We start from the raw sequence: 22831 nt of genomic DNA, 5'->3' as shown, positions 1-22831 counted from the left end.
TAACACCTACTTTTTAATATAACCTTCTATAAGTATGTCATCATCAAATCTTTTTACGTCTAATTTTTCAATCATTATGGCATCTTTAATCAAATCAATGCCTTTTCCTTCTACAGGCGTCAAAGAATTGCTTCCACCTATTATTTTTGGAGCTATATAGAACATCACTTTGTCTACTATTCCTTCTTTTAAAGCAGAATAATTTAGTGTTCCTCCACCTTCTATGATTACACTGTCTATCCCTCTCTCTCCTAACATATCCATCAATTTTTTTAAATCTACTTCACCGTTTAACTTGTCAAGCACAAATACATCTACTCCTAAATCCCTTAATGCTTTTACTTTTTTATAGGGCATCATATCCGTTGTTGCTACTATTGTCTTGGCAGATTTGTCAATTACAACATTTGCTTCTAGAGGAATCCTGCCACGGCTATCAACAACCACCCTTAAAGGATTCTTAAATCCATCTATTCTCGCCGTAAGATATGGATTATCTTTTATAACTGTGTTGACACCTACCATTATTGCCATAACACAGCCTCTCATTATATGGACATGTTCTCTCGATTTTTCATTTGTTATCCATTTAGAATCGCCTGTATAAGTTGCAATCTTTCCATCAATCGTCATGGCAGACTTTAATATTACATACGGCTTTTTAGTCGTAATGTACTTTATAAATATTTCATTTATTTTCTCTGCCTCCTCTTTTAATAAACCTGTATACACATTTAAGCCTGCTTCTTTAAGATGTTTTATTCCCTTTCCTGAAACAAGTTTATTTGGATCCTCCATAGCAATAAAAACATCTTTTATACCTGATTTTACAATAGCATCTACACAAGGCGGAGTTTTTCCATAATGACAGCACGGTTCTAATGTGACATAAAGCTGAGCTCCTATTACATCTTCTTTAACACTTTTTAGTGCATTTATTTCTGCATGTGGTCCTCCATAGTATTCATGGTACCCTTCACCTATTATCCTGCCATTTTTAACAATTACTGCACCTACTAAAGGATTTGGATTTGTGTGCCCTAAGCCTAATTTTGCAAGCTGTAATGCCCTTTTCATGTATTTCTCCATAAAAACACCCCAAAAATAAACTTAGCCCTGAAGTATGTAATACTTCAGGGCATTTCGACAAAATTGCCTATTTACCTTCTTTCATCCAGACTTTACTGTCGGCTCTGGAATCTAACCAGATCTGCCATAAGGCTCGCGGGCTTTACCGCCGGTATGGAATTTCACCAATCCCTGAAGGTTTTTAAATTTATTCAATTTTTTATATTATATCATACTCTTAATAAAAATACTAGTCTATCATTTCTTCAATAGTTCCTCCAGCAGGAATAAAAGGAAGAACCATCTCATCTTTGTCTATCATGCATTCCAACACGCATGGCTTATTATTAGATAATGCCTCTTTAAATGATTCTTCAAACTTTTCTTTTGTGTAAATCCTTTTGCTAAAGACCCCAAACGCTTCTGCTACTTTTGAAAAATCAAGGTTTGGATTTAAATCCGTCTGAGAATATCTTTTATTGAAAAGGAGATTCTGCCATTGTCTTACCATTCCTAATGTCTGATTATTGAGAATAATAGTTATAACAGGTATATTGTATATAGCCATTGTTTCAAAAGCATGGATGTTCATCCTTATGCTTCCATCTCCAGCTATATTTACAACACGCTTATCATTTCTCCCTACCTGTGCCCCTATTGAAGCTGGAAGTCCAAATCCCATTGTGCCAAGACCACCAGATGTCACAAATGTCCTAGGCTCTTTAAATTTAAAATATTGGGCAGTCCACATTTGATTTTGCCCTACCTCCGTTGCCATGATAAGGTCGTCTTTCCCCATTTCCTGCACTTTTTCGATTATCCACTGAGGCTTTAATTTTCCATCGTCTTTATACTTAAACGATGTTTTTTCTTTTATAGATAAAAGCTCATGAATCCATTCATTGTGTTCTTTTTCTTTTATCATGTTATTTAAAAGTTTAAGAACCTCGTTAATTTCCCCAATAATTGGAACATCTACATCTATATTTTTACCAATTTCTGCAGGATCTATATCGATATGGATGACCTTTGCATAAGGTGCCAGCCCACCTGCTTTACCGGCAACTCTATCGCTGAACCTAGTACCTATGGCAATTACTAAGTCAGACTTATAAATGGCTGTATTGGCATATCTGCTTCCATGCATTCCTATAAGTCCTAGTGACAATTCATCATCTTCTGGGAAACATCCTAATCCCATAAGAGAAGTCGCTACAGGAATCATATTTTCTTTTGCAAAATCATATAAGCTCTTGGACGCCTCACCCCATATAACTCCGCCACCTGCAAATATCACAGGCTTTTTGCTTGAATTTATTAATTCCGTAGCCTTTGTCAAATCCGATTCATTTACAGGATGCTTCTTAACTTCAATGTAAAAATCTTTCCGCTTAATAAAATTTACATTTGATGTCTGAATATCTTTTGGTATATCTACCAGTACAGGTCCAGGCCTTCCTTCCTTTGCTATAAAAAATGCTTCTCTTAAAGTATCAGCTAATTTATCAGGTGATTTTACTATGAAATTATGCTTTGTTACAGGCATAGTAATCCCGGCAATATCGACTTCCTGAAAAGAATCTTTACCTATCAAGTTTGTGGCTACTTGACCTGTTATTGCAACAATAGGCACAGAATCCATATATGCATTTGCAATGCCTGTTACTAAATTGGTAGCACCTGGTCCAGATGTAGCTATACATACACCAACTTTTCCCGTTACTCTTGCATATCCATCTGCCATATGAGCAGCCATCTGCTCATGTGTTGCAAGAATATGCTTTAAATCAGAATCATACAAAGCATCATAAAGTGGTATAACAGAACCACCGGGTATGCCAAATATAGTATCTACATCCTGTTCTTTTAAAACTTCTATTATAACCTGCGATCCTTTCAATATCATGTATCACGCCTCCTTTCCCAACAATTATTTACAACTATACATCCTTTAAAACCGCACCAGTATTTGCAGATGTGACCAATTTTGCGTATCTTGCCATATATCCTGTCTTAATATGTGGTTCAGGCTTTCTAAAGTTTTTCCTCCTGCTTTCCATCTCTTCATCGCTTACTCTTAAATTTAGCTTTCTTCCAGGTATGTCTATATCTATGATATCTCCATCGTTTATTAGAGCTATTTCTCCACCATCCATAGCCTCAGGTGACACATGACCGATGCAAGCTCCTCTTGTTGCACCAGAAAATCTGCCATCTGTTATAAGGGCCACGTCTTTATCAAGCCCCATACCAGCAAGCGCCGATGTCGGGCTCAGCATTTCCCTCATCCCTGGTCCACCTTTAGGTCCTTCATATCTAATTACAACCACATCGCCTTTTTGTATTTTACCATCGTAAATCGCTTTTATAGCCTCATCCTCTGAATTAAATACCCTAGCAGGTCCTGAATGGCGAAGCATTTCAGGAGATACGGCAGATGCTTTTACTACAGAACCGTCTTTTGCAATATTGCCATATAAAATCGCAAGTCCTCCTGTTTCGCTGTATGGATTATCAACAGTGTGTATAACATCGTAGTTCTTTATCTTTGCATCTTTAAAGTTCTCTCCTAATGTCTTACAAGTTACAGTTATACAATCTGTATTTAAGACATCTAATTTAGATAATTCTCTCAACACTGCCTGTATACCTCCAGCATGGTATAGATCTTCGATGTGGTACCTTCCTGCAGGGCTTAATTTGCAAAGATTTGGCACTTTCTGGTTAATCTCATTTATCTTTTTAAGTGGAATATCAAATCCAGCCTCATGTGCAATTGCCTTAAGATGAAGCACGGTGTTTGTAGAGCCCCCTAAAGCCATGTCTAAACAAAACGCGTTTATAAATGCATCCTCTATTAATATATCTCTAGCCTTTATATCTTTTTCTACAAGCTCTACAATCTTCATTCCCGCTTGTTTTGCAAGTCTTATTCTCTCTGAATAAACAGCAGGTATTGTTCCATTGCCTGGAAGTCCAAGTCCCAGTGCTTCTGTCAAGCAGTTCATGGTATTTGCAGTAAACATGCCAGAGCATGAGCCACACGTAGGACAAGCTGACATCTCCATCGCCTTAAGCTCATCTTCATTAATTTTCCCTGCTTTTAAAGCTCCTACAGCTTCAAACATAGAGCTTAAGTCGCATGTTTCCCCTTCGTAACTCCCAGCAAGCATCGGACCTCCACTTATAACTACCGTTGGTATGTTTAGCCTTGCAGCAGCCATAAGCATGCCTGGAACGATCTTATCGCAGTTTGGTATCAATACAAGTCCGTCAAACCCGTGAGCCATTGCCATTGTTTCAACGCTATCCGCTATTAATTCTCTCGACGCCAGAGAATATTTCATTCCTTTATGGTTCATAGCTATGCCGTCGCAGACACCTATTGTTGAAAATTCTATCGGTGTCCCACCGGCAAGCCTTACGCCAGCTTTCACAGCATCAGCTATTTTGTCAAGATTTATGTGACCTGGAATTATCTCATTTTTTGAATTTGCAATGCCTATTATGGGTCTATTTATTTCTTCATCTGTAAGCCCCAAAGCATACAACAATGATCTGTGTGGTGCTTTTTCGACTCCTTTCTTTACACTATTGCTTAACATAAAATCACCTCTTTAAATACTTAACAACCATGTCTCCCATCTCTTCAGTATTTAAAATAATGCCACTTCCTAAATCAGGTGTTCTATATCCATCTTCTAACAGCTCATTTACAGCCTTTCTTATATCATTTGCGGCGTCAAGCCTATCAAATGAATATTCCAGCATCATTGCAACTGATAATATAGTCGCCAATGGATTGGCCTTTTTAGTACCTGCAATGTCTGGCGCTGAACCGTGAACAGGCTCATATAATCCGACTTTATCTCCTCTCAAACTTGCAGATGGCAGCATTCCTATAGATCCTGTAAGCTGTGATGCTTCATCTGATAAAATGTCGCCAAACAAATTGGATGTCAATATTACGTCAAATTGGGACGGATCTTTTATAAGCTGCATCGAGCAATTGTCAATATACTGATGGTTTAATTCTACATCTGGGTATTCCTTGCTAACTTCATTGACAACTTTTCTCCATAGTCTTGATGAATCCAATATGTTCGCTTTATCAACAGATGTAACTTTCTTCTTTCTATTTCTAGCAGCTTTAAAAGCAATATGAGCTATTCTTTCTATTTCTTTTGTGGTATAAGCTTCTGTATCATACGCTTTATAACCATAATCTATCTTTTCCGTTCCTCTTTCACCGAAATATATACCACCTGTCAGTTCTCTAACAACAAGCACATCTAAACCATCCTTTAAAAGCTCATCTTTAAGTGGCGATGCACTTTTCAAGGAGCTAAAAAGGATGGCAGGCCTTAAATTTGCGTACACATCTAGGCTTTTTCTTAATGCAAGAAGCCCTGCCTCCGGCCTTTTGTCTCCATCTAAATCATCCCATTTCGGACCACCAACAGCACCTAGTAGAATAGCATCGCTTTCAAGACACGCTTCTTCCGTCTCTTTAGGATATGGAGTACCATACTCATCAATTGCACACCCGCCAAACAAATACTTTTTTATATCGAACTCTATCCCATACTTTTCTGAAACTGAATCCAATACTTTTAATGCTTCCTCTATAACTTCTTTTCCTATTCCATCACCAGGCAATACAGCTATTTTGTACATTTATACCACCTTTTCCTTAACATAGTTGATGAGTCCACCACATTCAATGATTTTCTTTATAAACTCCGGAAACGGCTGCGATTTAAACTCAATGCCCTTAGTTATATCTTTTATAATACCTGTCTCTAAGTCAACCGATACCATGTCACCATCTTCTATGGCAGATGCCGCATCAGGACATTCCAAGATAGGCAAACCTATATTTATGGCATTTCTGTAGAAAATCCTTGCAAAAGACTTTGCAATGACGCATGATATGCCTGATTCTTTTATTGCTATTGGAGCATGCTCTCTAGATGAGCCGCATCCAAAATTGTATCCTGCAATCATTATATCCCCCGGCTTAACCTTGCTTTTAAAATCTTTATCGATATCTTCCATGCAGTGAGAAGCAAGTTCTTTTGGATCCGATGTATTTAAAAATCTAGCAGGTATTATTACGTCTGTATCAACATTGTCTCCATACTTTATTGCTTTTCCTTCCATTTATACCACCTCCTCAGGACTTGCTATACATCCCTTTATGGCTGATGCAGCAGCTACTGCAGGGCTTGCTAAGTACACTTCACTTTCAGTATGGCCCATCCTTCCTACAAAGTTTCTATTTGTGGTGGATATTGCTCTTTCATCTTTTGCAAGTATTCCCATGTGACCACCTAAACATGGACCACATGTTGGTGTAGATACTGCTGCACCTGCTTTTATAAATTCTTCTATATATCCTCTCTTTACACATTCAAGGTATATATCCTGTGTAGCGGGGAAAATTATCAATCTAACATCTGGATGAACCTTTTTACCTTTTAAAACTTCATACGTTACTTCCATATCGCTTATACGTCCATTTGTACAAGAACCAATCACAACTTGATCTATCTTTATATTTCCTACTTCATCTATTGGCTTTGTGTTTTCAGGTAAATGTGGAAATGCTACTTGTGGTTTTATTTTTGATAAGTCTATATCATAGCTTTCAACGTAATCTGCATCTTTATCGGCTTTAAATACCTTGTATTTTCTATTTGCTCTCCCTTTAACATATGTTTCGGTAATTTCGTCATAATCGAAAATACCATTTTTAGCCCCTGCTTCTATTGCCATATTTGCAATTGTAAACCTGTCATCAATTGATAAAGAAGAGATATCACCTGTAAACTCCATAGATTTATACAGCGCACCATCAACGCCTATCATTCCTATGATGTACAGTATTACATCCTTACCACTTACCCATTTATTAAGCTTGCCTTTTAAGTTAAACCTGATAGCTTCAGGAACTTTAAACCATGCCTTACCTGTAGCCATCGCACATGCCATATCTGTACTTCCTATTCCTGTTGAAAAACAAGTTATGGCGCCATAGGTACATGTATGAGAATCTGCACCTATGACGACATCACCAGGCAGAACTAAACCTTTTTCAGGTAAAAGGGCATGTTCTATTCCCATCTTTCCAACTTCAAAGAAGTTTACAATTCCATATTCCCTGGCAAATTTTCTTACAATATTAACCTGTTCCGCAGATTTTATGTCTTTATTAGGAACAAAATGGTCTGGAACCAGTGCAATTTTCTCTTTATCAAATACATTTTTTACGCCTATCTTCAAAAATTCCTTTATTGCAACAGGTGATGTGACATCATTTCCAAGAACCATGTCCACATCTATCTCTATTAAATCGCCAGGATGCACATCGTAGCCTGCTTTATCAGCTAAAATTTTTTGTGTAAGAGTTAACCCCAAAGCTCTCCCTCCTTGATACTTTTCGAATTCGAAATAACATCATCTACAATCGCTTTTATTTCATTGTCATTTACAATTTTCTTATTATCAGCTACATCTTTAAACTTTTTAAAAGCTAAGTTCATTTCATCACGTGAAAGTTCATATCCCATATTTTTTAATTTCAGTTCAAAGGCATTTCTGCCAGATAGCTTCCCCATAGATATATGATCTGTAGTTATACCTATATCTTCAGGCCTCATTATTTCATACGTTGCTTTATTGTTTATCACGCCATGCTGGTGAATTCCAGCAGTGTGTCTAAATGCATTAGAACCTACAATCGCTTTATTAGGTTGTAGATCGATGCCTGAAAGTTCACTTACAAGTTTGCAGGTACTAAATATTTCTCTTGTATTTATACTGTGAAGTAAATTGAAATAATCTTTTCGCGTATTTATTGCCATAATAACTTCTTCCAGCGATGCATTTCCTGCTCTCTCACCTATTCCGCACACAGTTACTTCCACTTGATCAGCACCGTTTTCCAATGCTGAAAGGGAATTCACAACAGCCATTCCAAGGTCATTGTGACAGTGAACGCTTATTGTAACATTGTCTTTATCATGTATATGCTTTTTAACGTATTCTACTAACTTTTCAAATTCTTTTGGAACCGCATAGCCTACAGTGTCAGGTATATTGATTATTTTTGCTCCCGCATCAACAACTTCATTAAATATTTTCACAAGAAAATCCCAATCTGTCCTTGAAGCATCTTCTGCAGAAAATTGTATCTCGTCAAATTTACCTGAAGCATATTTTACACTGTCAACAGCCATTTTTAATGCTTCATCTCTGGATATTTTTAATTTGTATTTCAAATGAATATCAGATGTTGCTATGAAAAGATGTATTCTTGATTTTTTGGCATTTTTCAGTGCTTCATAAGTTTTATCTATATCACTTTTTACACATCTTGATAATCCTGCCACAACTACATCATCAATATTTTCTGCTATATGCTTTACAGCTTCGAAGTTGCCGTTTGATGCAGCAGGAAAACCAGCTTCTATAACATCTACACCAAGTGAAACAAGCTGTTTTGCTATTCTATATTTACTGTCTTTGTCAAAGTTCACACCAGGTGTTTGCTCACCATCTCTTAATGTTGTATCAAATACAATGACTTTTCTATCCCCCATATACAAGCCCCCTCTTTATTTCTTTTTAAGCCATGACATCATTCCGCGGAGCTCTTTTCCTACTTTTTCAAGTTGTTGATTTGCCTCTCTTTCTCTCATTGCATTAAACTGTGGCCTTCCTACGTTGTTCTCTAAAAGCCATTTTTTTGCAAATTCTCCATTTTGTATCTCAGTTAAAACTTCTTTCATTTCATTTCTAGTATCTTTTGTGATTATTCTCTTACCTGTCACATAATCACCGTATTCTGCCGTGTCAGATATAGAATACCTCATGTTTGCGAATCCGCCTTCATAGATCAAATCCACTATAAGCTTCATTTCATGTATACACTCAAAGTACGCTATTTCAGGCTGATATCCCGCTTCTACCAATGTTTCAAATCCAGCTTTCATGAGTTCTGTAACGCCGCCACACAAAACCGCCTGTTCTCCAAAAAGATCTGTTTCTGTCTCCTCTTTAAATGTAGTTTCCAAGACACCTGCTCTCGTTCCACCAATACCTTTGGCATAAGCTAATGCAAGTTCGAAAGCTTTTCCAGTATAATTTTGATGCACCGCAACCAAATCTGGTACGCCTTTTCCCTCAGTAAATACTCTTCTTACCAAATGCCCAGGTCCCTTTGGTGCAACCATAAACACATCAACATATTCTGGCGGCACTATTTGATGGAAATGTATGTTAAAGCCATGTGCAAATGCCAATGCATTCCCTGGTTTTAAGTGCTTTTCAATATTTTCTTTGTACACCTTCGATTGCTTTTCATCAGGTATCAAAATCATTATAACATCTGCTGCTTCACACGCGTCATCAACACTTAATACTGTAAGTCCATTCTCTCTAGCTCTTTCAGCAGATTTGCTTCCTTCATAAAGACCCACAACAACATCAAGCCCTGAATCTTTAAGATTTAAAGCATGTGCATGACCTTGGCTTCCATAGCCAATTATCGCAATTTTCTTGCCTTTCAATAGATTTAAATCCGCATCCTCATCATAATACATTCTTGCCATTTTAAAATTCCTCCTCATATTCTTTTAAAATTCTATTTCCTCTTTCTAGAGATATAAGACCTGTTCTTGTAAGTTCTCTGACTTGAAATTGTTTGATAAGTTTTATAAATGCCTCTACTTTTTCACTATCACCAGTGATTTCAATGATGATTGAATTTAACGAAATATCAATGACTTTCCCCCTGAAGGTTTCCACTATATGCATGATGTCATCTCGTGTATTAGAATTTATCTCCACTTTTACAAGTACAAGTTCTCTTGAAACATTGGGAAATTTACCAACATCCTGAACTTTAATGACATCATACAACTTGCTAAGCTGCCTTATTATTTGTGTTATTACATAATCGTCACCATTGACTGTTAGTGTAATACGAGATTGATCATTCTGCTCGGTAGTACCAACTGCAAGACTTTCGATGTTGTAACCTCTTCTCGAGAAAAGGCCTACAACTCGAGATAAAACACCAGAATGATTATTTACTAAGACAGATATAATGTGTATGATAATATCACCCCCTTCACATGATAAAAAAATCCTCGCCCATATTCAGGGCGAGGATTGCCTCGCGGTACCACCTGATTTCACATTTACCTCACGGTAAAATGCCTCAGCAAGTAATCATACTTACCTTTAACGCAGGTCGTACGGTTAAGCCTACTTAAGTTCAACTTAACTACTCTGGAGCGATCTAATATATGTATTCGCACCGGTTTGCAGCAACCACCGGCTCTCTTTAGCTCCTACATATACCCCTCTCCATCATCGCTTTTGAACAATAAAATATTATTATAGGTGAAATTAATAGTTATTTTATCAGTTTATTAAGAATAAGTCAAATAAATTTTTTGTAAATTCTAAATAAACTATCGTTTACATTTATTAAAAAATTTTAATTTTTAAGGTAAAAAAATACCTTTTTTTTAATTTTAATATTAGTAACACAATTTTTATATCAACATATGATTACATAGAGGTGAAATTATATGATAAATAAAAAAGAGCTGATTTCAAATTTAAACTCTGATCTAACAAAGGAATACGCTGCGATGATTCAATATATACAGCATTCCAGCATGTTGCACGGAGCCGAATACGTAGAAGTAATAGATAAAATATTAGAACATGCAAATGATGAACATGAACATGCAGTCATACTGGCAGACATAATACAATATCTTGGTGGTATACCGACTGTAGAAGTATATCCGAGACAAACATCCCTTGACAATCGTGAAATGCTGTACCAAGATTTAAACTATGAATATGATGCATTAAATGGGTACAATCAAAGGGTATCACAAGCAGAAAACCTTGGATTATTTGATATAGGACAAAAGTTGAGAAACATAGCTCTAGAAGAAGAAAATCATATAATAGATCTTGAAAAAGCGCTAGGAATCTTAAAAATAGATCCATAAAAAAACCCTCCACAGGAGGGCTCTTTTTAATTTTTAGCGTCTTTTAAAGCTTGATCTGCTAATTCTTTAAATGTCTTTGATGTCTCAGTTGCGCCGGCAACAGTATCAACTTTAGATGTGTCTTGGCTGTCTATCAATTCTTGTTGTAGTTTTTCATCTGCTTCTTTTGGAGTAGTATTTGTCTTTGCTTTCATTTTTGATGCGTAATTTTCGTCGTCTCTCTTAAACTTGCCATCTTTATCAACTTCATTATACAAAACATTTGTTATTTTCCCATCTTTAACTGTTATCTCTATCTGGCCCTTATATCCATGATCATCAAATGCAGCCTGTTCTGCCTTGTAAGTGCCGTCTTTATAAGCACCTGATGCAGATGAATTTGATGAAGTGGAGGATGCATTCGAACCATTCGAACCACAGCCTACCAAGCTGACTGCAACAAATGCCGTAGCAATACCTAAAGCTAAAGCCTTTCTCATTCTAACCTCTCCTTTAGAAAAATTTTTAACAATTCATCTTCATATATATATTCGACATTAAACATAAAATTCCTTCTTTTTGTTAAAATAATTTTTAACAAAATTTTTATTCTTGGTCATCATCATTATCTATCTTTGCAGTTGAAACAACCCTATCTCCATCATCAAGTTTCATCAGCGTGACACCTGACGCATCTCTATGCATCTTAGATATATCAGCAATTCTCGTCCTTATGAGTATTCCATTGGCAGAAATTATCATAAGCTCGTCTTTTTCACTTACAGACATTATTGAAACTAATTTCCCAGTTTTTTGTGTTATTTTTGTAGCGATTATTCCCTTTCCTGCTCTTGTCTGCGATCTGTATTCCTTGACATCGCTTCTTTTGCCATAGCCATTCTCAGTTACAACCAATATCTCGTTGTCTTCATTTATAAGATCCATTTCAACGACATAATCGTCATCTCTTAGGGATATGGCTATCACGCCTCTTGCTTGTCGCCCCATTGGCCTTAGGTTATTTTCATGGAATCTAATGCAATAACCATTGGCTGTGCCTATTATGATTTCCCTATCTCCATTTGTCAGCATGACATTTATAAGTTCATCGCCATCGTCAAGCTTTATGGCAGTATTGCCACTTTTTTTAATTTTAGGAAAGTCATCTATTTCTGTCTTTTTAATGATTCCCTTCTTTGTACACATGACTACATATTTTGCCTTTACAGACTTCTTAATTGGTATTACAGCACTTACTTTTTCATCTTGATCTATCTGAATTAGATTAACTATAGCTGTCCCTTTTGCTTGTCTTCCTGATTCAGGTATATCTATAGTTCTTAAACTGTATACTTTTCCTTTATTTGTAAAAAACAAAAGCCTGTCATGAGTTGTTGTCGTAAAGACATTCTCTACAAAGTCGTCTTCTCTCGTAGATATACCCGATATGCCCTTTCCTCCACGCTTCTGAGATTTATATGCGTCAAGTGGCATCCTTTTGATATAACCAAAATGCGTCATTGTTACAACAGCATCTTCCAGTTGGACTAAATCTTCAATATCCATTTCATCTACTTTTGCCACTATATGAGTCTTTCTTTCCGATGAAAATTTATCCTTTATTTCTTTAAGCTCTTTTTTAATTATTTCCAGCACCTTTTTTTCATCAGCCAATATGCCTTTCAGTTCTTCGATTTTCCTATATAGCTCATTTAATTCGTCTTCTACCTTTTGCCTTTCAAGCCCAGTTAAACGTCCCAATCTCATATCAACAATTGCCTGAGATTGTTTATCACTTAGCCCAAACTTGTCCATTAAGTTTTTCTTGGCTATAGGCTCTGTTTTTGAACTACGTATAACATTTATAACTTCATCTATATGATCTAATGCTATCTTTAGCCCTTCTAATATATGTGCTCTTTCTTCAGCTTTTTGAAGCTCAAACCTTGTCCTTCTTGTAATAACATCTACTTGATGGTCAACATATTTTTCTATTATCTGATTTAATGACAGTATTTTAGGAGCTCCATCGACTAATGCCAGCATTATAGCTCCAAATGTTTGCTGCATCTGAGTATGCATGTACAGTTTATTTAAAACAACCTTTGGATTGACATCTCTCTTTAATTCGATGACAATTCTCATTCCATTTCTATCGGATTCATCCCTTAAATCTGATATACCTTCGATATGCTTATCTCTTACTAGCTCTGCTATCTTTTCAACCAGTTTTGATTTTATTACCATATAAGGTACTTCTGTAATTACAATTCTATTTCTGCCATTGTGCTCCTCTATTTCTGCTTTTGCTCTAACTATTATTTTACCTCTACCTGTTTCATACGTCTCCCTTATACCATCTTTTCCAACAATAAGGCCGCCTGTTGGAAAGTCAGGCCCTTTAATATATTTCATAAGCCCTTCTGTAGTAATGTAAGGATTGTCTATATAAGCTATTATACCATCTATGACTTCGCCTAAATTATGAGGAGGAATATTAGTTGCCATACCAACAGCTATACCTTGTGATCCATTTACCAATATGTTAGGAAACCTCGATGGAAGTACAACAGGTTCTTTGTAATTTTCATCAAAATTCGGGACAAAATCAACAGTTTCTTTATTGATGTCAGTAAGCATCTCCAATGCTATCTTCGATAGCCTTGCTTCTGTGTATCTCATAGCAGCAGCTGGATCTCCATCTATGCTCCCAAAGTTTCCATGACCATCTACCAATGTCTCTCTCATAGAAAAATCTTGTGCCATTCTTACCATCGCATCGTAAACTGCAACATCACCATGGGGATGGTACTTTCCTAAAACTTCTCCAACTACAGATACACTTTTTTTATACGGTTTATCAGGCGTTAGTCCAAGCCCATTCATTGCATAGAGAATTCTCCTGTGAACAGGCTTTAATCCATCCCTGACGTCAGGCAAAGCTCTGCTGACGATAACGCTCATAGCGTAATCTATAAAAGATTTTTTCATCTCATCTTCAACATCTACAGGTATAACTCTCATTTCTTCATTATTTGTATTATTATCACTCACTTAAAACACCTGCCTATATATCTAGATTTCTAACTGTCTTAGCGTATTTTTCAATAAATTCCCGCCTTGGCTCTACTTTATCGCCCATCAAGATTGTAAATATTTCGTCTGCAGCAATAGCATCATCAAGGCTTACTTTAAGCATTGTTCTCTTTTCAGGATCCATTGTAGTATCCCAAAGCTGCTCAGCATCCATTTCACCAAGACCTTTGTATCTCTGTACATTGTAATTTTCCCTTCCAATTTCTTTTAAAATATTGTCAAGTTCTTTATCAGAATAAGCATAATAAACCTTTTTATTCTTTTCTATTTTGTAAAGTGGCGGTTGTGCTATATATACATTTCCATTTTCTATTAATGGTCTCATAAATCTGTAGAAAAATGTAAGAAGCAAAGTTCTTATGTGGCTACCATCTACATCGGCATCAGTCATAATCACAACTTTGTGATATCTAAGCTTTGAAATATCAAAATCACTTCCTATACCGGTACCTAAAGCAGTTATCATCGCTTTTATCTCATCGCTTGATAATATTCTATCAAGCCTTGCCTTTTCAACATTTAAAATCTTACCTCTAAGAGGAAGTATTGCTTGATATCTGCTGTCTCTTCCCATTTTTGCAGAACCACCTGCAGAATCGCCCTCTACAAGGTAAAGTTCACACTTAGATGCATCTTTTTCTGAACAATCTGCTAATTTGCCAGGAAGTGAAGTAGATTCCAGAGCTGATTTCCGCCTTGTAAGCTCTCTTGCCTTTCTGGCCGCTTCCCTAGCTCTTGCAGCAGATGTAGCTTTCTCAAGAATTACTTTCGATAAAGAAGGGTTTTCCTCCATAAATGCTGTGAGTTTTTCTGTCACAACAGAATCCACAATAGAACGCATTTCAGAATTACCTAATTTAGTCTTTGTCTGCCCTTCAAACTGTGGATTCATAAGTTTTACACTTATAATAGCCGTTAATCCTTCCCTGACATCTTCACCTTGCAGGTTTTTGTCATTATCCTTTATGATATTAAACTTTCTAGCATAATCATTTATAACTTTTGTTAAAGCTGCTTTAAAACCTATTAAATGAGTACCGCCTTCTCTAGTATCAATATTATTGGCAAAACTAAATATATTTTCTGTATATGAATCGTTATACTGCATCGCCACTTCTACTTCATACGTATCACTTTTGCTTTCCATGTAAATAGGCTCAGGATGTAGCACTTCTTTATTTCTGTTTAAATATTTGACAAATTCCACTATACCGCCTTCATAATGGAACACGTCTTCCTTTCCATCTCTCTCATCCATAAGCCTAATTCTTACGCCTTTATTTAAAAATGATAATTCCCTTAATCTTTGAGATAATATATCATAATCGTATTCCAGCGTCTCGAAGATTTCATCATCTGGCGCAAATGTTATCGTCGTACCGGTTTCATCCGTATCACCAATGATCTTAAGGTCTGACTTAGGAACTCCTCTTTCATATTTTTGTTCATACACTTTGCCATTTTGCTTAACAATAACCTCAAGTCTTTTAGATAATGCATTTACAACTGATAATCCAACACCATGAAGTCCACCAGAAACTTTGTACACATCATTATTAAATTTACCACCAGCATGAAGCACAGTGAGTGCGACTTCAACACCTGATTTACCAGTCTGTGGATGTATATCTGTAGGTATACCTCTTCCATCATCTATAACTGATACAGAATTATCTTTATGAATGACAACATCAATATTTTTACAGTATCCTGCTAATGCCTCATCAATACTGTTGTCTACTATTTCATATACAAGATGGTGAAGTCCCCTGCTGCTGGTACTTCCTATGTACATCCCGGGGCGTTTTCTAACGGCCTCAAGACCTTCTAATATTTGAATTTGACTTGCACCATATGTTTCTTCATTTGCCATATTCATACCTCCGTACTAAATTCCAATAGTTTTATTGTATCATTTTTTTGATTTTTATACAAGGAAACACAATATTGGACAAATTTATAATGAATAATTTATCATCAAAGGAAATATTTTTATTTTATAAATACACTGTTTTATAATATACTTAAAATATAATAAAATAAGAGCGTTTTTATCAAGGTGGTGTTAAATTGGATTTACTCGGTGTTGTTTTAGGTAAATTTGTCATATTAGGTTGTAAATTAACTGGAAAAAACGGCACATCACTTCCAGGAAAACTTGCACTTAAAATAAGTCCTAACTTAATAAAAGATATTGTAAAAGGTGTAAAGAATGAAAAAGTCGTTGTAACAGGAACAAATGGAAAAACAACAACATCAGGACTCATCGCAGAAATATTAAAATCATCAGGCAAAAAAGTTGTACACAACAGGGAAGGCGCAAACATGTTAAGCGGTATTGCTACGGTATTGATAAAAAACAGCGACTTTTTTGGAAACATAAATAAAGACGCAGGTGTATTCGAAGTCGATGAAGCAAACATGCCTCTTGTTTTAAATGATATCAATCCAAAGATAGTCGTAGTTACAAACTTTTTTAGAGACCAGCTTGACAGATATGGCGAGTTGGACATCACAATAAAAAAGGTTAAAGAATCTTTAAATAGACTTCCTAAAGATTCAATGCTTCTTTTAAATGCAGATGAACCCTTCACTGCTTCATTAGGTGATGATTTAAATTTAAATGTCATGTACTATGGAATTTTAGACAAGCTAAACTACGGATATAGCCTTTCACCAGCATTTGAACAAAAGTATTGTCCTGTATGCGGCGGTAAATACGTGTACAAAGATGTTTTTTACGGGCAACTTGGAGATTACTATTGCCCTAAATGTGGCAAATCAAGACCTAACTTAGACTTTGGTGCACTAGATATCAAACTTACCGAAGATGGTATATCATTTAAAATTAAGTACAAAGATAAACTAATAAACATAAAAAGCCATCTTAATGGAGCTTATAATATATACAATGTAATGTCATCTGTCGCCACAAATATACTTTTAGGAACTCCTTTAAGCTATATACAGGCTGGATTAAACAATTATAGGCCTATTGCAGGAAGATTGCAGACAACATACTTAAAAGGAAAAAAAGCTATAATCAACCTCATAAAAAATCCGATAGGTTTTGACAGCACTTTAAATATGCTAAGAGAGATAAACAAACCCTTAAACCTACTAATTGCCATAAATGACAATTACGCAGATGGTAGAGATGTATCATGGCTTTGGGATGTGGATATCGAAAACTTTGTATCACATGCAAAAATAAACTATGTAGTTACATCAGGTCTTAGAGCAGAAGACATGGCATTGAGGCTAAAGTACGCTGGTATAGATCCAAAAAAGATAAAAATTATCAATTCGATAGAAAATGCCCTTGATTACATCCCAACCGTTACAAACGAAGAATTGATAGCAGTACTGCCTAATTATACATCACTGCATGAAGTAAATACCTATATGAAGTCAAGAGGTGTCAAAGCATGAAATTAACAATTGGACATATGTACCCTGATTTATTAAATCTCTACGGTGATAGAGGAAATATAATAACCCTTAAAAGAAGGTGTGAATGGAGAGGAATAGATACTGAAATAAAGTCTATAACTATCGATACAAATACAGATTTTACAGACATCGACATATTATTTTTAGGTGGAGGTTCTGACAGAGAACAAAAAATAGTCAGCGATGATTTAACACTAAAAAGGGCAAAAAATTTAAAGTCTGCTATTGAGGATGGTTTGACGCTGCTCAGTATATGCGGTGGATACCAATTGCTGGGTAAATACTATTTATCATCAGATGGAAATAAACTCCCCGGCATAGGTGCATTAGACATATACACAATTGCTGGAAATAAAAGGATGATCGATAATATAATAATAGATGCAAGTATTGACGGTAAAACTTTTAAAATGGTTGGTTTTGAAAATCACTCTGGAAAAACATTTCTACAAAATGTAAAACCATTAGGAAGAGTCATATATGGAAATGGCAATAATGGTGAAGACGGCATGGAAGGTACTGTATACAAGAATACCTTTGGGACATATCTTCATGGGCCTGTATTACCTAAAAATCCTGAATTTACAGATATGTTGATAAAAAAAGCACTGGACAGAAAATACGGAAAAAATCAACTAGAACCTTTAGATGACTCTTTTGAACATCTAACGCAAAATGCCATAATAAAAAGATTTGCAAAAAAATAGAGGATATGCCTCTATTTTTTATTCTTCGTATTTTAATGCCCTTTTTATTATTGTATATGATGAAATTGGCGATAAGTATATTATGCTTTTTTTATCTCTCTCAGTAACCACGAAAGACTTTAAGTTATCCTTTGATATCTTCACAATAAACCCTTCTTCTTCAGCTATTCTCAAAAATTCACAAGTATCTTTTGACATCTCTCTGACATCAATATTAAAAACCGCTATTATTTCGTTGTCAGGTACAACAACATTACCACCTAAATGAACGTACATAATTTCCTCCTTAATCAGGCATTATTACTCCATCTGAAATTAAAAAGTATTTGTCGCCTTTTATATCATCTTTTTCCGTATGTGTTATAAATGTCTGGCAACCAGTGACTTTATTTAAAATATATCTTCTTCTATTTAAATCCAGTTCTGACATTACATCATCCAATAAAAGTATTGGATTTTCGTGGTTCTCAGACTTAATCATTTCATGTTCAGCTAGTTTAAGACATAAAGCTATTGTCCTCTGCTGTCCCTGCGATGCATAAATTCTGGAATCATGACCATTTACATATATTTTAATATCATCTCTATGAGGCCCGTATCTAGTATCGCCATATTTTATATCTATCTCTCTATTTAATTTCAACTTATTGCTTAGTGATTCTTTTATGTACTTTATATCGTCAATTTTATCCATAACATTGCTCCAATAACAAATCTCAACTTCTTCATCTGATATATCATGCAATATCTTTTTCACAATTAAGTTAAGATTATTAATGTACTGTTTCCTGTACATCATGATTTTAGACCCATAAATCGAAAGCTGTTCATCCATTATATCGAGAAGCTTTAAATTCTCACTTTTAAATTTTATATTTTTTAATACTTTGTTTCTATTTGCTAAAACTTTGTTGTACTGTATAATATCGTAAAGGTAATTTCTCTTAATCATTGATATTGATGCATCCATATACCGCCTTCTTATAAAAGGACTGCCTTTTACAATGTTTAAATCGTCTGGAGAAAAAATTGTAGTAAGTATAACTCCAATAAGCTCTGAAATACTTTTTATCTTATTGTTGTTTACTTTAAAAAATCTGTTTTGATTCAATTTATAACCTGTTTCAACTGTTATTTCTTCATTGTCTATATCAAATATACCTTTTATATAATAGTAATCACTGTTAAAATTTACCATATCTTTGTTTTTGCTATTTCTAAACGATTTGCCAATGCTTAAGATCCTTATACATTCTAAAAGATTACTTTTACCCTGTGCATTTGTTCCATATATTACATTAGTTCCAGCGGAAAATGTTACCTTTTGTTGTCTTAAGTTCTTAAAATTGTCAATTGTAAGCTCTTTCAAATACACTTATTCCTTATCCTTTCGTTATATCGAAAATAGCATAATCTTAATACATTGTATTTATATTACAAAATTATAAATTCATGACCATTGACAACTACAATATCACCACTGCGCAACTTCTTGCCTCTTTTAAGTTCAATATTGCCGTTTACTTTTACGAGCCCATCTAATATCATTTGTTTACCTTTACCGCCAGTTTCTACAATACCTACATATTTCAAAAATTGATCAAGCGTAATATAATCCGTGTCAATTTTTACCTCTTTCATAATATCTAATCCTTTCAATACTAACCATTTAATTTTACAGGCAACACCATGTATAAATAATCATCATCTTCTACAGGAGTTATTATCATGGGGTTTATGCTGTTAATCATGTTCATTTTAATTTTTTCAGAATCAATTACCCTCAATGCTTCTAATAGATACCTGGAGTTAAATGCGATCTCTATCAGATTTCCTTCAATATCAATATTTACACGTTCAGACATCTTTCCTTTTTCTGAATTTGACGATATAATAAGTTCCCTTTCATTAAAAGTGAACTTTATTAAATTGCTTTTATTTGAAGCTAATAGCGATGCCCTATCTATGGCACCTATTAAATCATCTTTTTCGATAATGACTATCGACTTAAAGTCTTTTGGAATGACTGCCTTATAATTCATATAATTCCCATCTAGAAGCTTTGATATAACCTTTGTATCATTAATTTCAAATAAAATCTGATTACCAGTAAAAGACACATACACATTATCATCATTATCTTCCATTATCCTAACAAGCTCATTCGCAGTCGTACCAGGTATGACAACACTAAAGTCGTCGAATTCTTTTAACAAAAGATCTTCTGATATATATTTTTTTATAGCCATGCGATATCCATCCAGCGCTACCATGTTTATCGTATTTTTACTTATCTCCATAAGTATTCCTGTTAAAATAGGTCTTGTCATATCTTGTGCAACACAGAATGAAGTCATTTTAATCATTTCTTTTAAGACATTTTGATTTATGCTAAAAGTTATTTCTTTCAAAACTTCCGGTATTTCAGGAAATTCTTCTGAAGAATTGCCTGAAATTGTAAATTCTGATAATCCACACTTTATATTCACTATATAATCTTGGTCAGTTGTAAAGTAAATGGTGTTTTCTGGAAGTTTTCTTACGAGATCAGAGAAAACTTTTGATGACACGACAATACTTCCCTCTTCGACAATTTCAGCATCAACTTTACATTCAATACCTATTTCCATATCTGTTGAATACATGACTAATTTATTGTCTTTTGCAGTTAAAAGTATCCCTTGGAGAATAGGTAGGGTGGTACGGGGGGTTACCCCTTTTATAACTTTATTTACCGCATTTAATAATGAAATTTTATCACAAGAAAATTTCATAAAAAATTTCGCTCCTTTTAAGCATATTTTATAAAAATAAGAATATATATAAATATAGTAGTAGTAATAATAGAGCTTGTTAATATGTGAAAAAGTATTTTAATATGCGTAGCGACAAGCTTCGACATTTGTTAACAAATTTGTTTAAACAGTGAAAAATTATTAACAATATCAACAAGCTCAAAAAAAATAATGTTATTAACAGTTTATTAATGTGGATATGTTAAAATCCTTTTATTCGTTTTTTAAGCTCTTCTATCTGTTTATTTAATGACTCATCTTCTTTAATGTCGTTTGAGATTTTATCGTACGCGTGTATTACTGTAGTATGATCTTTACCGAATTCTTCACCTATCTTTGGCAATGACAAATCAGTCATTTCACGGGCTAAGTACATTGCAATCTGCCTTGGAAATGCTATTGTCTTTGTTCTTTTTTTCGATATAAAATCCTCATATTTTATATTGTAATATTTACATACTTCTTCTTGTATCAGTTTAACCGTTATTTTTCTAACTTTGTTTGATATTATGTCTTTTAGTGCATCCTTTGCAAGATCAAGATCGATATTTGCCTTTGTAAGTGATGAAAAGGCAACAATTCTTATTAGTGCACCTTCTAATTCTCTTATATTAGAAGGAATTTTTTCTGCTATATATATAAGTACATCATCAGGTATATTTAAGTTTTCGTTTTGCGCTTTTTTCTTTAAGATAGCTATCCTTGTTTCAAAGTCTGGCGGCTGAATATCTGCTATGAGTCCCCATTCAAATCGAGATCTTAGCCTGTCTTCAAGTGTTGGTATCTCTTTTGGAGGTCTATCACTTGAAACTATGATCTGTTTATTTGCTTCATATAATGTATTAAATGTGTGGAAGAATTCCTCCTGTGTCCTTTCTTTTTTAGCGATGAATTGTATATCATCAATTAGAAGAATATCCATACTTCTATATTTATTTCTAAATTCTTCGTTTTTGTCATCTTTTATAGAGTTAACAAGCTCATTTGTAAATGTCTCAGATGTAACATACATTATTTTTGTATTGCTGTTGTGCTCTAGTACGAAATGACCTATTGCATGCATTAAATGCGTTTTGCCAAGGCCAACCCCCCCATATATAAATAATGGATTATATGCCCTTGCAGGTGATTGAGCTACGGCTAAACATGCAGCATGAGCCAGTTTGTTGCTGTTCCCAACCACAAATGTGTCAAATGTATATTTAGGATTCAGCATATTGGAAACAATTTTGTCTTTGTCGTTTTTATACTGGACTGTTTCCTTTATCTTTTTATACTCTTCTTCATCTTCAGAGACTATTTTTATTTCTATGTTTTTATTAGTAATAGATTTTGCTGCATCGTATATTACGTTTAAGTATCTTCCGTTTATTATGTTTTTGGTAAATACATTGACAGTTGATAGTACCAGTATATTGTCTAAAAGAGCAACTGGCTTTAAATGGACAAGCCAAGTTGTATAACTGGTAGACGTCAGCTCACTTTTTAATTTTTCAAATATTGCATCCCACAATGTGTAACAATCTTCATACATTTTGTGACCTCCTACAAATATAAACAAGCTGTTAATAAAAATTAATTTATTTATGTTTATATCGGATAAATGTTGATAAAATTTGTTTAAAAGGAAAAAAAAATATCAACAATGTATCATTGTTTTTTAGTTATAAATATACTGTGTATAAAGTTTTGTTTA

Annotated in this window: 20 protein-coding genes, 1 riboswitch and 1 other annotated feature; of the genes, 3 read left to right on the top strand and 17 right to left on the bottom strand. The window is 34.6% G+C overall.

The window, feature by feature from the left end; translation table 11 throughout:
* Positions 1-6: 6 nt before the first annotated feature.
* From ribD to ilvN, 9 genes are all read right to left on the bottom strand, one after another.
* Positions 7-1089 carry a bifunctional diaminohydroxyphosphoribosylaminopyrimidine deaminase/5-amino-6-(5-phosphoribosylamino)uracil reductase RibD gene (gene ribD / locus TTHE_RS00105; protein ID WP_041587393.1) on the bottom strand — a complete coding sequence of 361 codons (1083 nt, stop codon included), beginning with the start codon at positions 1087-1089 and terminating at the stop codon, positions 7-9.
* Between the two features lie 69 nt (positions 1090-1158).
* A riboswitch (FMN riboswitch) is annotated at positions 1159-1272 on the bottom strand.
* Between the two features lie 46 nt (positions 1273-1318).
* Positions 1319-2974, bottom strand: a complete 1656-nt coding sequence (gene ilvB, locus TTHE_RS00100; RefSeq protein WP_013296596.1) for a biosynthetic-type acetolactate synthase large subunit — start codon at positions 2972-2974, stop codon at positions 1319-1321.
* Between the two features lie 34 nt (positions 2975-3008).
* Positions 3009-4673, bottom strand: coding sequence for a dihydroxy-acid dehydratase (gene ilvD, locus TTHE_RS00095; protein WP_013296595.1), 1665 nt, complete (start codon positions 4671-4673; stop codon positions 3009-3011).
* A 4-nt stretch (positions 4674-4677) separates the two neighbouring features.
* Positions 4678-5745, bottom strand: coding sequence for a 3-isopropylmalate dehydrogenase (gene leuB, locus TTHE_RS00090; protein ID WP_013296594.1), 1068 nt, complete (start codon positions 5743-5745; stop codon positions 4678-4680).
* On the bottom strand, positions 5746-6231 hold the full coding sequence (gene leuD, locus TTHE_RS00085) for a 3-isopropylmalate dehydratase small subunit (RefSeq protein WP_013296593.1): 486 nt from the start codon (positions 6229-6231) through the stop codon (positions 5746-5748).
* The gene (gene leuC, locus TTHE_RS00080) at positions 6232-7488 is read right to left on the bottom strand and encodes a 3-isopropylmalate dehydratase large subunit (protein WP_013296592.1); all 1257 of its coding nucleotides are present in this window, start codon (positions 7486-7488) and stop codon (positions 6232-6234) included.
* Positions 7479-8672 carry a 2-isopropylmalate synthase gene (locus TTHE_RS00075; RefSeq protein WP_013296591.1) on the bottom strand — a complete coding sequence of 398 codons (1194 nt, stop codon included), beginning with the start codon at positions 8670-8672 and terminating at the stop codon, positions 7479-7481. Before TTHE_RS00075 ends, leuC begins: the two co-directional genes overlap by 10 nt.
* A gap of 15 nt (positions 8673-8687) precedes the next feature.
* Entirely contained in the window at positions 8688-9683 is a 996-nt protein-coding gene (gene ilvC, locus TTHE_RS00070; protein ID WP_013296590.1) for a ketol-acid reductoisomerase, read from the bottom strand.
* Between the two features lies 1 nt (position 9684).
* Positions 9685-10188, bottom strand: a complete 504-nt coding sequence (gene ilvN / locus TTHE_RS00065; protein WP_013296589.1) for an acetolactate synthase small subunit — start codon at positions 10186-10188, stop codon at positions 9685-9687.
* Positions 10189-10231: 43 nt separating this feature from the next.
* Positions 10232-10459: a binding site (T-box leader), on the bottom strand.
* Positions 10460-10670: 211 nt separating this feature from the next.
* On the opposite strand from ilvN, the gene TTHE_RS00060 reads away from it, so the two are divergent.
* The gene (locus tag TTHE_RS00060) at positions 10671-11105 is read left to right on the top strand and encodes a ferritin-like domain-containing protein (protein WP_013296588.1); all 435 of its coding nucleotides are present in this window, start codon (positions 10671-10673) and stop codon (positions 11103-11105) included.
* A gap of 26 nt (positions 11106-11131) precedes the next feature.
* Here the strand turns inward: TTHE_RS00060 and TTHE_RS00055 are convergent, their stop codons facing one another.
* From TTHE_RS00055 to gyrB, 3 genes are all read right to left on the bottom strand, one after another.
* Positions 11132-11584: an FMN-binding protein gene (locus TTHE_RS00055; RefSeq protein ID WP_013296587.1), complete on the bottom strand. Its 453-nt coding sequence runs from the start codon at positions 11582-11584 to the stop codon at positions 11132-11134.
* Positions 11585-11690: 106 nt separating this feature from the next.
* Positions 11691-14108 carry a DNA gyrase subunit A gene (gene gyrA / locus TTHE_RS00050; RefSeq protein WP_041587495.1) on the bottom strand — a complete coding sequence of 806 codons (2418 nt, stop codon included), beginning with the start codon at positions 14106-14108 and terminating at the stop codon, positions 11691-11693.
* Between the two features lie 43 nt (positions 14109-14151).
* On the bottom strand, positions 14152-16053 hold the full coding sequence (gene gyrB, locus TTHE_RS00045) for a DNA topoisomerase (ATP-hydrolyzing) subunit B (protein WP_013296585.1): 1902 nt from the start codon (positions 16051-16053) through the stop codon (positions 14152-14154).
* Between the two features lie 197 nt (positions 16054-16250).
* Here gyrB and TTHE_RS00040 point away from each other — a divergent pair, with 197 nt between their 5' ends.
* Positions 16251-17612, top strand: coding sequence for a Mur ligase family protein (locus TTHE_RS00040; RefSeq protein ID WP_013296584.1), 1362 nt, complete (start codon positions 16251-16253; stop codon positions 17610-17612).
* Positions 17609-18340, top strand: coding sequence for a type 1 glutamine amidotransferase (locus tag TTHE_RS00035; RefSeq protein ID WP_013296583.1), 732 nt, complete (start codon positions 17609-17611; stop codon positions 18338-18340). Before TTHE_RS00040 ends, TTHE_RS00035 begins: the two co-directional genes overlap by 4 nt.
* A gap of 18 nt (positions 18341-18358) precedes the next feature.
* Here TTHE_RS00035 and remB read toward each other — a convergent pair whose 3' ends face one another.
* From remB to dnaA, 5 genes are all read right to left on the bottom strand, one after another.
* Entirely contained in the window at positions 18359-18616 is a 258-nt protein-coding gene (remB, locus tag TTHE_RS00030) for an extracellular matrix regulator RemB (protein ID WP_013296582.1), read from the bottom strand.
* A 10-nt stretch (positions 18617-18626) separates the two neighbouring features.
* Entirely contained in the window at positions 18627-19715 is a 1089-nt protein-coding gene (gene recF / locus TTHE_RS00025) for a DNA replication/repair protein RecF (protein WP_013296581.1), read from the bottom strand.
* Positions 19716-19774: 59 nt separating this feature from the next.
* On the bottom strand, positions 19775-19981 hold the full coding sequence (locus TTHE_RS00020) for an RNA-binding S4 domain-containing protein (protein ID WP_013296580.1): 207 nt from the start codon (positions 19979-19981) through the stop codon (positions 19775-19777).
* A 20-nt stretch (positions 19982-20001) separates the two neighbouring features.
* Positions 20002-21114, bottom strand: a complete 1113-nt coding sequence (gene dnaN / locus TTHE_RS00015) for a DNA polymerase III subunit beta (RefSeq protein ID WP_013296579.1) — start codon at positions 21112-21114, stop codon at positions 20002-20004.
* Positions 21115-21337: 223 nt separating this feature from the next.
* Positions 21338-22669, bottom strand: coding sequence for a chromosomal replication initiator protein DnaA (gene dnaA, locus TTHE_RS00010; RefSeq protein ID WP_013296578.1), 1332 nt, complete (start codon positions 22667-22669; stop codon positions 21338-21340).
* Positions 22670-22831: the final 162 nt, after the last annotated feature.

It is taken from the genome of Thermoanaerobacterium thermosaccharolyticum DSM 571 (assembly GCF_000145615.1).
GTDB lineage: Bacteria > Bacillota > Thermoanaerobacteria > Thermoanaerobacterales > Thermoanaerobacteraceae > Thermoanaerobacterium > Thermoanaerobacterium thermosaccharolyticum.
The sequence above is the reverse complement of the archived record's forward strand: the minus strand, read 5'-3'. Positions and strand labels throughout refer to the sequence as shown.

Bases quoted from the DNA above. Each gene is read 5' to 3' on its own strand.
- TTHE_RS00020 (WP_013296580.1), bottom strand. From the start codon at position 19,981: ATGAAAGAGGTAAAAATTGACACGGATTATATTACGCTTGATCAATTT.
- leuB (WP_013296594.1), bottom strand. From the start codon at position 5,745: ATGTACAAAATAGCTGTATTGCCTGGTGATGGAATAGGAAAAGAAGTT.
- ilvC (WP_013296590.1), bottom strand. From the start codon at position 9,683: ATGGCAAGAATGTATTATGATGAGGATGCGGATTTAAATCTATTGAAA.
- ribD (WP_041587393.1), bottom strand. From the start codon at position 1,089: ATGGAGAAATACATGAAAAGGGCATTACAGCTTGCAAAATTAGGCTTA.
- ilvB (WP_013296596.1), bottom strand. From the start codon at position 2,974: ATGATATTGAAAGGATCGCAGGTTATAATAGAAGTTTTAAAAGAACAG.
- TTHE_RS00075 (WP_013296591.1), bottom strand. From the start codon at position 8,672: ATGGGGGATAGAAAAGTCATTGTATTTGATACAACATTAAGAGATGGT.
- ilvD (WP_013296595.1), bottom strand. From the start codon at position 4,673: ATGTTAAGCAATAGTGTAAAGAAAGGAGTCGAAAAAGCACCACACAGA.
- TTHE_RS00055 (WP_013296587.1), bottom strand. From the start codon at position 11,584: ATGAGAAAGGCTTTAGCTTTAGGTATTGCTACGGCATTTGTTGCAGTC.
- remB (WP_013296582.1), bottom strand. From the start codon at position 18,616: ATGTACGTTCATTTAGGTGGTAATGTTGTTGTACCTGACAACGAAATA.
- dnaA (WP_013296578.1), bottom strand. From the start codon at position 22,669: ATGTATGAAGATTGTTACACATTGTGGGATGCAATATTTGAAAAATTA.
- TTHE_RS00060 (WP_013296588.1), top strand. From the start codon at position 10,671: ATGATAAATAAAAAAGAGCTGATTTCAAATTTAAACTCTGATCTAACA.
- TTHE_RS00035 (WP_013296583.1), top strand. From the start codon at position 17,609: ATGAAATTAACAATTGGACATATGTACCCTGATTTATTAAATCTCTAC.
- dnaN (WP_013296579.1), bottom strand. From the start codon at position 21,114: ATGAAATTTTCTTGTGATAAAATTTCATTATTAAATGCGGTAAATAAA.
- gyrB (WP_013296585.1), bottom strand. From the start codon at position 16,053: ATGGCAAATGAAGAAACATATGGTGCAAGTCAAATTCAAATATTAGAA.
- gyrA (WP_041587495.1), bottom strand. From the start codon at position 14,108: ATGAGAGTTATACCTGTAGATGTTGAAGATGAGATGAAAAAATCTTTT.
- leuD (WP_013296593.1), bottom strand. From the start codon at position 6,231: ATGGAAGGAAAAGCAATAAAGTATGGAGACAATGTTGATACAGACGTA.